The sequence below is a fragment of the Gardnerella vaginalis genome, assembly GCF_001546485.1.
GTDB classification, from domain to species: Bacteria; Actinomycetota; Actinomycetes; order Actinomycetales; family Bifidobacteriaceae; genus Bifidobacterium; species Bifidobacterium vaginale_D.
In genome coordinates this window covers 41,573-54,822 of sequence record NZ_KQ956830.1, presented here as the reverse complement: position 1 = coordinate 54,822, position 13,250 = coordinate 41,573, and the positions used below count along the sequence as shown (strand labels likewise).

Sequence of the window (13,250 nt, the reverse complement as noted above, 5' to 3'; positions counted from 1 at the left end):
TTATGAACTACTCGTGATGAAGTAATAATTTTATTGCCGTAAACAGTGATTGCAAGATTGGATTTGTGATAAACAGCACGCATGCAGCCCAGAAAATGGTTGAAATGGTGCTAATGAGTATGCCACTATTTTTGCCGTATACATCAATTAAAGCCTTATAGTAGCTCTTTAGTGCACCTATTACACCTATGACAAATCCTATCAACAGTGCGCATAAAATAGCGATTTCTATGATTAAACTTGTAGTTTGTCCAATAACAGGGTTTTGACTTAAAAAATGTATAATCCAATTGACAACTTGTATAATAACCCATACAACCACACAAATGACTACGATAGCAATGAGCAGTTCATCCATAGTTGAATCTTCTTTCTCCCAATGTTACTGTTGGTATTATATAACTGTGTAGAGCTCTTTTTCAATGTTTGTCTGTACTATCTGCAGATAAGGGATTGTCTCTCACCTTGCAAATGTATATGTTTCTATATTAAGAATTTCGTGTTGGTAGATTAAAAGTAACGCGTTGCAATGAATGTTGTGGAGTATGCAGTAAGCTCTCACCTATTCGCAATGTTTCGACGGGAATGAGCCTATCAGTATAAGCATCTCTCAAAACAGTTTTTGCTAGTGTTTGTGAAGGTACCTTGAAACAAGCGCGGATCTGACATGAGTCAACTAACGTTGCTGGTAACGATGCGAATGATGGTTTTTGGGTTGCCATCATAATACACATGCCGTTTTCAACCCCTTTGGTAAGAATATGACGCATGTACCGCAGTGAATCACTGATGTTTTGCTCGTCATCATTGGATAAACGTTTTGTTTTCAGTTTTGGGTTGAATAAGTACGAGCATTCATTAATATATAAAATTTCGAGTTTGAGTCCTTGATGATCTTGTGTATCCCAAAAACCTATGCCATGTTTGCGGCGAGATAATTCTCTCGATATAAGCGATGTATACATACTTTGAATGCATCCGCTCACTAAATCGCTACCGTCCATAAGCCTAGTATATGAAGCGGCTTCATCCTCGTACTGTTCAAAGCAAGATGAACTATTACAGTCTATAATATGGACATTTATATTGGGTATTCGTACTAACGTTCCTATAATTGATGACATGGCAAACACCATTCCTGATCCTTGCCATCCGGCAGCTAAAAATCCAGAAACGTGAGCAAAAGAGAGCACATCTGAGTTGTTATGTTCATCTTTTAACAGTTGTAAAGAACAGTCACGTCCCATTGTTACGGGTTTAGTATACTCCTGACAAGGTTGCTGTGTTTTCTGCTGATTAACATATTGCTGTTGCGTTTGCGTATTTGTGTTGGATGAGCATGTATCAGTCATTGCGTTGTCTGATTGTGTGGTATATCGCTTATTGCTATGATACTTTTGCCAGTTTTTTTGTGATTTTTGTGGTTGTTTCGGTTTAATGCCACGTAACTCATCATAAGTAGGTTCAGGCCAAGAAAAACTACTCATGTTCTTGTTCAGAGTGTTGATAGGAATATCGCCGTAGCTTTTTACTAAAGAAGCCAGAAATCCTTCTTCAGGAGTTTGCGTTGAATCAAAATTAAGGTAGGAGTTATCATGAAGAGCTCGTTCCTTCAGCATGTCAATAAATGATGAATATGACATAGCTGGTATGCCTGTGGGCCAGCAAATGTCAGAATCTAACGTTGCTTGACCAACTGAGCTTGGGACTAATACTACAAATGACTCAACTGTACAATGGCTGTGATTTTCTTGGAGATAATTCGTCATATCGCGTTGAGCAAATGCCATATTTGCACTGAAAATATATTCATCGTGAGCTACTACTCGTGCCTTTTTGTAGGTACAAAACATAGCTTTATTGGGAATAAGTGTATGATAATCCAATCCTGAACGATAGTTTTTTACATCCACCATAAGTATATGATTTCCAAATTTTAGTATGCAATCAATATCGGCACCCATAGCATTGCGATTTCCCGCTGCATCTGGTTTGTAAACGGACCAGAAAGAAACACAATGGTTCAATATATTGTCCCAAGATAATAATTTTGCGAAAACAGATTCGCCTTTTATGCCAGTTTTAATTTGTCTTTCACCAAAAGAACTGTCATTAAGACCGGAACCAGGATTTCCATATATGCGAGCACCATAAATAGCGTGATTATTGATTTCGTCGTATGCTCTTTTTGATTCGGCAGTTTCCTTTGGCACCAAGGTATCGTCAATAACGGGCACATCAGGTGTATCATATTGTAAACCATATTTTCGTATCGCTTGTCTCCAGGCTTCACGAAGATCTTTATCAGTAGGTTTTTGAACTGAATTAAAAAAATCAGTATCTGATAGTGTGGATGCGGTATTTTGGGTAAAATGTGCGCTGTAATTTCCTCGTTGATTTCCCAGCTGATTAAGCATATCAATAAAACTCATACAAACCTCGCTCGAGTCGCATTTTGTTCTTGATTATACGTGTGTGTGCAAATAATCCTACTATCTTACCTAAAATTGGTTTACTAACAGTTTTACTTTTTATATCATTATCGGCAGTAATGTTATTGGTAGACTAAAAGATAAATAAAAAGGAGCAACGAGAACATTATTCCGTTGCTCCTTTTTATTTATCTTTTTTACTTATTAGCTCTAAAGTGTGAGTTATATGTTATACGTACTCACTCAGCAACTGGAAGTGGACCAGTGTGCCAAATGCGATCGAGGTAATCCTGAATAGAACGATCGGAAGTGAAGTAACCGGAGTTGGCAACATTCAATACAGCCATACGTGCCCACTTCATTGGATCGCGGTAAGTTTCCTCAATCTGAGCCTGAATATCCATGTAAGAGCTGAAATCAGCCATTGCCATGAAGTAGTCGTGGGTAAGCCAATCGTTGACGAGTGGCTCATACACGCTCTTGTCACCATTGGAGAAGGTGCCGTCAGCAACCATATCCACAGCGGTCTTCAAGCGAGGATCAGATTCATAGTACTTACGGGAGCCACCGTGATCGTAGCCTTCAGCGTAAAGCTTCTCAACCTCGTCAACGGTCATGCCGAAGAGGAAGAAGTTCTCAGCGCCAACGCGCTCGCGAATCTCAACGTTTGCACCATCAAGAGTACCAACAGTCAAAGCACCATTCAAAGCGAACTTCATGTTACCAGTGCCGGAAGCTTCCTTACCAGCCTGAGAAATCTGCTCGTCCAAATCGGTGGCAGGAATCAAGTTCATTGCCAACTCGATGTTGTAGTTTGGTGGGAAGAACACTGCAAGCTTGCCCTTGCATGCTGGATCATTGTTCACCACGCGAGCAACATTGTTAATGAGCTGAATGGTGAGCTTTGCCATAGCATAGCCTGGAGCAGACTTAGCGCCGAAGAACACGGTGCGTGGAAGCATCTTGTCAACGTCGATTGTGCCGTTCTTAATTCCAGCGTACATGGAGATAACCTGAAGGATCTTCATGGACTGACGCTTGTACTCGTGCAAACGCTTAATGATGGTGTTGAACATGGTGTCTGGGTTGATCTCAAAGCCGTACTTCTGCTTTGCGAAATCAACGAAGGCAAGTTTGTTTTCGTGCTTAACTTTAGCGAACTTCTTTACGAAGGATGGGTCATCAGCCAATGGCTTCAAACCTTCGAGAAGCTCCAAATCACCCTGCCATGCGTCTGTACCCAAGCCCTCAGTAATAAGAGCAGACATGCGTGGGTTGCTCAAACGTACGAAGCGACGAGGAGTTACGCCGTTAGTAACGTTCTTGAACTTATCTGGGTAAACGCTGGAGAAGTCTTTCAAAGTGACATCCTTCAACAACTCAGAGTGAAGTTCAGCAACACCGTTAACGTAAGAGCCGGCGTAGGTAGCCAAGTAAGCCATACGAACTACAGCACCTTCGCCATTTTCATCGGCGTCGGTAGCGATGCGCATACGCTCAACCTGATCCTCAGCAACGCCCTTACCGCGAAGCTCGTTGCGGAACTGCTCGCTAATGCCCTGAATAATCTCAAGGTGACGTGGCAAAAGTTCGCCAATAAGCTTTGCTGGCCAAACTTCCAAAGCTTCTGGAAGCAGAGTGTGGCAAGTGTAGTTGAATGTCTTAGTGGTGATACCCCAAGCGGTGTTCCAATCATAACCGTACTCGTCCATAAGAACGCGCATAAGCTCTGGAATACCGATAACTGGGTGAGTATCGTTCAACTGGAAGTTAATCTTGCTTGGGAAGGTAGTGAGATCCGGCTTGTCTTGACCTGGATAGAATACGCGGATAGCGTCGTGAATAGAAGCAGCTACGAAGAAGTACTGCTGTTCAAGACGCAAAGCCTTACCTTCTGGAGTGGAATCTTCTGGGTAAAGAATCTTAGAAATGTTTTCCGCTGCAACCTGCGGCTTCACAGCGTCCAAATAATCAGACTTGTTGAAAGTGAGCAAATCAAACTCATCGTAAGACTTAGCAGTCCACAAGCGAAGAGTATTCACTCGACCAGAATTATAACCTGGAACCATGTAATCAACTGGTACTGCACGAACAGACCAAGCTGGTTTCCATACGCGCTTACCATTCTCTTCGACAACTTCACCACCGAAGTTGACGCGCTGGTCACGACCGTAATCAATGTGACCCCATGGCTCTTCGTTGCTTAGCCAGTAATCAGGGGTTTCTACCTGCTTACCTTCTTCATCAAAACGCTGCTTGAAGATGCCGTAACGATACTGGATGCCGTAGCCGAATGCTGGCACGCCAATAGAGGCGAGCGAGTCGATAAAGCAGGCTGCGAGACGACCCAAACCGCCGTTACCTAAACCTGGCTCATACTCAGCATCGATAACAGCCTTTGGATCAAAACCAAGCTTAGTAACAGCCTTATTGAACTGGTCAGTAAGACCAGCGTTCAACAAAGCATTCTCAAGCTGCTTGCCCATCAAGAACTCTGCGCTCAAATAGCCTACAGCCTTAGTATTGCCGTTAACCATGTCATGCTGTGTCTGCATCCAAGAGTCCATCAAGTGACGACGAACTGCGGTAGCAGCGGCAACATACACATCTGCCGTAGTGGCCTGCTCTGGCGTTACACCTTGGGTGTACTTGAGATGCTCTTGAAGTTCTTTGGCAAATGCCGTCGCAGTAGTTTTGGCTTTCGGCGCGACGTGTTTAGTCATATTTGACTCCTTGTGCCGTTTGATATATTTCCTTAAAGTGTGCAGCCTGAAACTTTATGCTTAGGCAATTAAACCACCACCGTATTGCAGGTAACTATAACAGATAACTACAAAAGGTACGTGAATGCACACGATGTTCCTAATAGTACCACTACCCGGTACCTTTATTTATTGGTATATAACGTTTTATGCTGAATATTTATGCAAAGTAGATTGTGTAGAAGATAATAAAAGGCATGAGTGTGATACTTGAACGGGATTTAAAACAAGGACAATATTCGTGGGAACGTTGGCGTAAAGCTGCACTAGAAGCATGTGATAATGGTACTTTGCCACTACAAATAGATAGTAATATTTTGCATATTTCGCGTAGTGATGAAGCTTTAGCAGTGAGGTATTCTTTGCATATTCTTGAATGCAAAGTTCCCGGAGCCAGTGTAGAAGTGAGAGTATCACCGTGGGGAGCTATAAAAATCTTGGATGGACCAGCTTCCGATCCGCATAATCTTACACCGCCAGATGTTATTGAACTTGATCCAGCAGTATGGCTGCGTCTTGCAAGTGGTATTACGAATTGGCAACAAGAAGAACAAGCTGGTTATATGGATGCAATTGGTGAGCGTGATGACTTAAGTGATGTTCTACCGCTCTAAGAATGTTTCCTACATAAAATGACAGTCGTAAATATCCTGGGTCAAAATATTCTCATTTAACCCAGGATATTTACGAAGTGATTATCGATAAATGAAGCTTTATAGTAAATCTTATCTATTACGAGCTTTATTTATCATGCTTATGTATGAAATTCGGCATCGGCATAGGTATGTGGTGATGTACACCAGCATGTGTTCCAGGATGCGCAGCGGAATTTTCACTACTCACAGCTTTGGCAGCTGCTTCTGCAGCCCATTTAGCATACTCGTCTAAATCGTCATCGCTGGAAGTATGAGTGGCGATACTTTCTGCAGTATCGTCTTTTTCTTGAAGATATGTGTCTTCTTCATAACCTTCGCTCGATGCAAATGGATCGAAGGATCCCTGTCCGGGTTCGCTGGAATTAAGTTCCTTAGCAAGCTCGTCATAATCCGTATCGGTCGTCAGGTATTTGAGCTTACGGGCAATTTTCTGTTGCTTTGCCTTCTGTCGTCCGCGGCCCATCTGACCCCCTCTAAAAATTACCGTAACAATCAGTTCATCACATAAGAGCGTACCACTGTGCCGCAACCGAGTATATTGTCTGTGTAAACTTTTACCATAAAAGCCATATTTTCAGCGTAAAAATACGCGTAGTTAAGGAGTTGGAAATGCCAGAAGAAGCACAGCTAACAGCTGCAGGAAATGAGATGAGCGCGAGCTTTATAGCAGCTCGTAAGCGTTCAGATGCAACACTTGCAAAATTAGAAGCTAATCCTTCATCATTTACTATGCTTACTGGTGATCGTCCAACAGGTCGTTTGCACTTAGGACATTACTTCGGTTCTATTCGTGAGCGTGTTGCTATGCAGAAGCGTGGCGTAAAAACAAATATTATTATTGCCGACTATCAAGTTATTACAGATCGCGACACAACTGAACATATTGAAGATAATGTGTTGAATTTAGTTCTCGATTATATGGCAGCTGGGATTGATCCAGAAAAAACGATGATTTTTACGCACTCTGCCGTGCCTGCTGCGAATCAGCTTATGTTGCCATTCCTTTCGCTAGTTACAGAAGCAGAATTACACAGGAATCCTACCGTAAAGTCGGAAATGGAATCTTCTGGACATGCTTTAACCGGATTGCTTCTTACGTATCCAGTGCACCAAGCTTGCGATATTTTGTTCTGCAAAGCAAACGTTGTTCCAATCGGCAAAGATAATTTACCGCATGTTGAGATTACGCGAACAATCGCACGTCGCTTTAATGAACGATATGCAAAAAAGAATCCTGTGTTCCCAGAACCGGCGGCAATTCTTTCTGATGCTCCAGAGATTCCAGGTTTGGACGGTCGTAAGATGAGCAAATCTTACGGCAATTCGATTATGCTCGGAGCTACTGCTGAAGAAACAGCCAAATTAATAAAGAAGAGCCCAACTGATTCTGAAAGAATGATTACTTTCGATCCGGTTGCTCGCCCGCAAGTTTCTGCGCTTTTGACTACTGCTGGCCTGGTTACTGGTAGGGATCCTAAAGATATTGCAGATGAGATTGGTAACGCTGGTGCCGGTGCGCTCAAGGCTTACGTAATTGAAAACGTAAATAACTTCCTAGCTCCTCACCGTGAGCGTCGTGCAGAATTAGCAAAAGATATGGATGCTATTCGAGATGTTCTTCACGACGGAAACAAACGTGCCAACGCTATTGCTGAAGAAACACTTTCTCAAGTTCGCGAAGCCATGGGAATGAAGTACTAGAGTATGAATTAACTCTCAACAAACAAATTAATAAACAAATTAGTAAAAAATAAAGCCGCTCGCAAGAAAACTTGTAAGCGGCTTTTTGTTAAAATTGATGAACTGCAATTTAGAACATCACACGTCGTAACGCCAGCTTTTATCGGTAATAACTCGCGCTACAGCAAGACCAATAGGCAAGCAGATAATCACCATAAATGCGCGGAAGGTCCAATCTAAAGCCGGAAGAGTATGGAACTGACCGAGGTAGAACATTGCGCGGTACATGTAAAGTCCCGGAACCATAATCACAATAGACGGCACAGTAAGACCTATTCGCGGATACCCCAAGTATTGAGGAGCAAGCCCATGACGAACAATAGCTCGCCAAGCCGAAGCCAGCAATCCAGCTAGTAACGCTCCACTAAATGCAGCAATTTCGGCAGCGATACCAAAATCCGTCATAGTTAAGCGCAAAGTATCTGTAATAGCACCAATAATTCCAGCAACTAAACACATACGTTGTGGAGAATTAAACAGCACGGAGAAGCCCCACACGCCAGCAAAAGCTGTAATAAGTCGCAGAACTGCGTTAAGCCAAGGGTTCAATCCGAGCGGAGGGAAACCTTGGGGGTTAAGCTGCACAAGGCTTGCAACTGTCCAACCTGCAAGAGTTCCCATCAAAATAATCGCCAGCGTATAGCACAACCGTTGAATGCCTGACGGAAAATCTATTTTTGCAATATCCAAGCCACCGGTAATCAGCGGGAAGCCTGGAATAACAAATAATACCGAGCCAATATACGCAGTCGTGTGATTAAGCGCGCTTGGGTCGAAGTAGCCAATAAGTCGCAGTGAGCCGATGCAAGAAAGTGCGCCGATTGCAACAGCAACGAATGTAACCACAAATTGGTTAAGGTGATGCATAAACATGCGTCGACGAATGTAGTGTCCAATCCCAGCGCCAATAAAAGCGCCAATCATGTCGTAAATACCACCGCCAAGCAAAAATGCGAAGGATGCACAAGCGACTGCAGAAGCAAGACCTGCAAACCAAGGCTTATAAAGAGGCTTACGATTTTTAATCAAATCAAGACGGTCATGTACTTCTCTCACTGTGAGAGGATGGTTATTGCTTTCATTTGCGTCGCTACTATGAGCTTGTTTGACGTGTGCAAAATGTTCAGCATAAGCGCTTTCTGGCTGCAATGCAAAAATTCCGCGCGGCTTTTCTTTTCTTATAGCTTCTTGTAAAGCTTTTTCTTCCGCAACTTTTGCCGCATGTTCCTCAGATTGCTTAGCGGTTTGTACAATATCGCGCTCTGCATCGCTTTCTTGAAGAGTATCTACTAACTCCTTAGAAACTGCCGCTTTTGAATGATACAAGGAATCGTTTCCAAGTTTAACGTTAAACCAGTCGGCAAAATGCTCCAAAAGCCAAATGCGTTCAGTGTTGACGCCAGTAGTTGGAAGGTCAACAACTTCAGTAATACGCTCATGCTTATCGGTGCAAGTTGCTTCAATGTCGGTGAGATTTACGTCTGCTCGGACGTGAACGCCCATTGGTTCACCAATTCGGTGCATAAGCTCACGAACGCGGTAGCTTCCAGTTCCTGCTCCCAATCCAAGAGCGCCGACGCGAATAATAATGCTTGATTTTGCAGCTATACACGCTTCAGTAACGGGCTTATCCCAATCACGCTCAACATCGTCCATGTCAAGCGGGATAGCATGCGTGTGAAAACGGCCAGAAGGTTTGCCAACTATATGCCCAGTTGGAAGAATTTCAGGTTTGTTGCTACAACTGTCATTATCCGCAGTATTACAAGCGTTACAGCCTGTATTGCTATCTACATTACTGCTTGCATTATTATCTACTCTACTCACATTTTTTCAGTATACGCACCCCCTTTGCCTAGCAGATTTTTACAAATAAAATACGCTTCGAGCTACGTCCGGTGGTAGTTTCACAATTAACTTGGTATCTCGCTGGAAACAAGGCTGTGGGCTTGCAACTTTTGACCTACATAACCGCGGAGGAGCCGCGGAAGTCAGATGATCAAGCAACCTTTGTCTGGCGCAAGGAGGTCTGATGACAGAAGAAAATCAGCAGGTTACTCCAGCAGACGCAACTATTGTTACGTCTGGTTTAGGGCGAAAAGGCCCAGAGGAGCGTGACCTTCCAGCATCGCTTAAGCAAGACATGGATTTGTGCTTGCATATTCTCCGCGATGTTCTTGGTGAATTTGATGAAAAATTATTGGCAGTATTTGACGATGTTCGTCTTAATGCTGTAGATGCTAGTGCTGCGCATTTTGCACAAATGGTGGACGCAAAAGTAACAGCCGATGATGGCTTAAGCAAGGCTGTTAGCAAGATTAATGGTATGAACTTGCATGATATGCAGCTTCTAGCTCGTGCTTTCGCAACGTATTTCCATCTCGCTAATTTGTGCGAAGAGAATTATCGTGTTTCTGTACTTCATCAGCGTGAATGTGAAGTTGAGGATTCGTTGCCGGTTGACCCAGTAAACGAACTTACTTGCGCGTATCACAAATTATTGACGGAAATGAGTCCAGCTCAAGCTAAAGAATTGCTTGCAAAACTTGAGTTCCATCCTGTGTTTACTGCGCACCCAACTGAAGCCCGTCGTAAGGCTGTGGCTGGAAAGATTCGCAGAATTTCGCAATTATTAAGCGAACACCACCGTTTAGGTGGATCTGACAAGCGAGAAAATTATCGTCGTCTCTATAACGAAATTGATGCGCTTCTTAGAACTTCGCCTATTGCTTTAAAGAAGCCAACTCCAGTTGAAGAAGCTGACACTATTCTTGACATTTTCGACGCTACTTTATTTGATACGATCCCAGTTGTGTATCGTCGTTTTGATGATTGGCTGCTTGGTAAGAAGGCTGGTCTTGTGCCGCCTCGCTGCCCTGCTTTCTTCCACCCAGGAAGCTGGATTGGCTCAGATCGCGATGGTAATCCAAATGTTACCGCTAAAGTAAGCCGTCAAGTTGCTCGAAAGTTTAGCGATCACGTGCTTGCGGCTTTGGAAAATCGCACTCGCGAAGTTGGCAAGTGCTTAACTATGGAGACTCGCACAACTCCTCCAAGCGTGGAGTTGATTGAGTTGTGGAATCGTCAGCGCGAAATGAGCGAACAGCTTACGGAAAACGCTTCAGATGTTTCTAATAACGAGCCGCATCGTGCTGTAATGCTTGTGATGGCTGACCGCTTGCATCGTACTATCAGTCGCGATACGGATTTGATGTATCATTCTTGCGAAGATTTTATTGAAGATTTGCAAATTGTGCAGCGCTCTTTGGCTGAAGGTGGCGATCCTCGAGCCGCTTATGGTCCTTTGCAGGACTTGATTTGGCAGGCGCAAACCTTTGGGTTCCACATGGTTGAGATGGAATTCCGCCAGCATTCTCTCGTGCATTCTCGTGCTTTGGAAGATATTCGCGAGCACGGATTGCATGGCGAACGCGGTCCGCTTCAGCCAATGACTCGTGAAGTGCTCGATACCTTCCGTGCTTTGGGTGCAATTCAAAAGCGTAACGGCATGCGTGCTGCTCGACGCTACATTATTTCCTTCGCAAAATCTGCTCAGCATGTTCGTGACGTATTTGAGTTGAATCGTCTTGCTTTCGCTCACCCACAGGATGCGCCAACAATCGACGTTATTCCGCTGTTTGAGCAGTTGGAAGATTTGCAAAATTCCGTAAATGTGCTTGAGGAGATTATTAAAATTCCTGAAGTGCAAGCTCGTCTTAAGGCTACTGGCCGAAAGATGGAAGTTATGCTTGGCTACTCGGATTCTTCCAAGGATGCCGGCCCTACTTCCGCAACGCTTGCTTTGCATTCTGCTCAGGAGCGTATTGCTCAATGGGCTAAGAGGCATGATATTGATTTGACACTATTCCATGGCCGCGGTGGTGCTGTTGGTCGAGGCGGCGGTCCTGCAAACCGTGCAGTGCTTGCTCAGCCTGTTGGCTCCGTTAACTGTCGATTCAAGCTTACTGAGCAGGGCGAGGTTATTTTCGCTCGCTACGGTAACCCTATTTTGGCTATTCGTCACGTCGAATCCGTTGCTTCCGCAACTTTGCTTCAGTCTTCGCCAAGTGTTGAGAAAACCAATACTGATATGACGAAGAAGTATGCGGATATGGCTGAAAAACTTGATGTTGCAGCCCATGAGCGCTTCCTTGACTTGCTGCAAACGGATGATTTCACTCCATGGTTCTCCACGGTTACGCCGCTGAGTGAGATTGGCTTGCTTCCAATCGGCTCTCGCCCAGCTAAGCGCGGTTTGGGTGCGAAGTCGTTGGACGATTTGCGCACAATCCCGTGGGTGTTCTCTTGGGCTCAGGCTCGAATCAACTTGGCAGCATGGTACGGTTTGGGTACAGCTTGCGAAAAGTTTGGCGACTTGGAAACTTTGCGCAGAGCTTACGAAGAGTGGCCTCTGTTTAGCACATTTATTGACAATATTGAGATGTCTTTGGCTAAAACAGATGAGCGTATTGCTCGCATGTACTTAAGCCTTGGAGATCGTGAAGATTTGAGCGATAAGGTGCTTTCGGAAATGCAGCTTACTCGCAAGTGGGTTTTGCAAATTGTTGATGACAAGTGGCCTTTGCAGCATCGTCACGTGCTAGGTCAGGCAATCCGCGTGCGCTCGCCTTATGTTGACGCGCTTTCTGTAATCCAATCTCTTGCATTGCACAAGCTCCGTAACAAGGTAGACAAAGAAGAATTGAGCGAAAGCCAGCAGGCAGAGTTCATCTACCTTATTCTTTGCACTGTTTCCGGTGTTGCTGCAGGCTTGCAAAATACTGGATGATTTTTCATAAATTACTAAATCAAGAAGGCTCTCGTATTTGCGAATTACAATACGGGAGCTTTTTTGATAATAAGCTTTGATAATAAACTTAAATATTTTTAAACAGAAATTCTTATTTACTACGAAAGATACAATATATTCGGTAAGTAAAAATTTTAAACTTTAAGAAAATAAAGAATATTGCCAATGCCAATGTAGGAGGTAATAATGCAAGAAGAAGTCAGCGAAGATTTTGTTAATGAAGATTCAGTTTTAGCTACATCGGTGTGGAGCGCCATGCTTGCAGGGAATCGTAAATTTGCAGAAAATAATTCAACGCATGCAGGTGTAAATTCTGAAATGCGCATGAAACTTATTGACGGCCAGCATCCTGGAGCTGTTGTGCTTTCGTGCGCAGATTCTAGAGTTGCTCCGGAATTTATATTTGACGCTGGTTTGGGAGATATTTTTTCTGTTCGTACGGCCGGTGAAGTGCTTGATGATGCTGTAATTGCATCGCTTGAGTACGCTGTAAGCGATTTGGGTGTAAAAGTGCTTGTGGTACTAGGTCATGAGCATTGCGGTGCAGTACAAGCCGTTTTGCCGAATGTGCAAAAGCTGGTTTCTAAATACGGCGAAGATGAAACAAGCGAAATAATTGAGTCTAGCGAGTCAATATTGCTGCGTTCTTTAGGACCTGCTGCGCTCGCAGGTGTTGAAGAAGATTTAGATACGGACGATATTGAGCGTATCCACGTATCTAATATGTTGGCTGAAATTTGCGATAAATCTCAAATAATTCGCGAAGCTACTTTTAATGATGCATTGATGTTGGTTGGTGCTAGGTATCGTATGAGTGACGGCTTCGTAGAAGTACTTTCGTGTTGATAAT

The 13,250-nt window shown here is 43.7% G+C and carries 9 protein-coding genes; 4 read left to right on the top strand and 5 right to left on the bottom strand.

Annotated elements, in window-relative coordinates:
* Positions 1-7: 7 nt before the first annotated feature.
* From HMPREF3208_RS00515 to HMPREF3208_RS00505, 3 genes are all read right to left on the bottom strand, one after another.
* A complete protein-coding gene (locus HMPREF3208_RS00515) occupies positions 8-358 on the bottom strand; it encodes a hypothetical protein (protein ID WP_064346700.1) in 351 nt (116 codons plus the stop codon).
* 130 nt (positions 359-488) lie between these two features.
* On the bottom strand, positions 489-2,432 hold the full coding sequence (locus HMPREF3208_RS00510; protein WP_064346698.1) for an NERD domain-containing protein: 1,944 nt from the start codon (positions 2,430-2,432) through the stop codon (positions 489-491).
* A 239-nt stretch (positions 2,433-2,671) separates the two neighbouring features.
* Positions 2,672-5,155, bottom strand: a complete 2,484-nt coding sequence (locus tag HMPREF3208_RS00505; RefSeq protein ID WP_064346697.1) for a glycogen/starch/alpha-glucan phosphorylase — start codon at positions 5,153-5,155, stop codon at positions 2,672-2,674.
* 236 nt (positions 5,156-5,391) lie between these two features.
* Here HMPREF3208_RS00505 and HMPREF3208_RS00500 point away from each other — a divergent pair, with 236 nt between their 5' ends.
* Positions 5,392-5,808, top strand: a complete 417-nt coding sequence (locus HMPREF3208_RS00500; protein WP_032814028.1) for a sterol carrier family protein — start codon at positions 5,392-5,394, stop codon at positions 5,806-5,808.
* Between the two features lie 127 nt (positions 5,809-5,935).
* On the opposite strand, the gene HMPREF3208_RS00495 is transcribed toward HMPREF3208_RS00500, so the two are convergent.
* Positions 5,936-6,313: a DUF3073 domain-containing protein gene (locus tag HMPREF3208_RS00495; protein ID WP_064346695.1), complete on the bottom strand. Its 378-nt coding sequence runs from the start codon at positions 6,311-6,313 to the stop codon at positions 5,936-5,938.
* Positions 6,314-6,459: 146 nt separating this feature from the next.
* Between HMPREF3208_RS00495 and trpS the strand changes: the two genes are divergently transcribed.
* Positions 6,460-7,551: a tryptophan--tRNA ligase gene (gene trpS / locus HMPREF3208_RS00490; RefSeq protein ID WP_016637600.1), complete on the top strand. Its 1,092-nt coding sequence runs from the start codon at positions 6,460-6,462 to the stop codon at positions 7,549-7,551.
* A 117-nt stretch (positions 7,552-7,668) separates the two neighbouring features.
* On the opposite strand, the gene HMPREF3208_RS00485 is transcribed toward trpS, so the two are convergent.
* Positions 7,669-9,417 carry a threonine/serine exporter family protein gene (locus tag HMPREF3208_RS00485; RefSeq protein ID WP_016637601.1) on the bottom strand — a complete coding sequence of 583 codons (1,749 nt, stop codon included), beginning with the start codon at positions 9,415-9,417 and terminating at the stop codon, positions 7,669-7,671.
* Between the two features lie 205 nt (positions 9,418-9,622).
* Here HMPREF3208_RS00485 and HMPREF3208_RS00480 point away from each other — a divergent pair, with 205 nt between their 5' ends.
* Together HMPREF3208_RS00480 and HMPREF3208_RS00475 are read left to right on the top strand one after the other, a co-directional pair.
* Positions 9,623-12,379: a phosphoenolpyruvate carboxylase gene (locus HMPREF3208_RS00480; protein WP_064346693.1), complete on the top strand. Its 2,757-nt coding sequence runs from the start codon at positions 9,623-9,625 to the stop codon at positions 12,377-12,379.
* Between the two features lie 207 nt (positions 12,380-12,586).
* The gene (locus HMPREF3208_RS00475; RefSeq protein WP_064346692.1) at positions 12,587-13,246 is read left to right on the top strand and encodes a carbonic anhydrase; all 660 of its coding nucleotides are present in this window, start codon (positions 12,587-12,589) and stop codon (positions 13,244-13,246) included.
* The last annotated feature ends 4 nt before the right edge of the window (positions 13,247-13,250 follow it).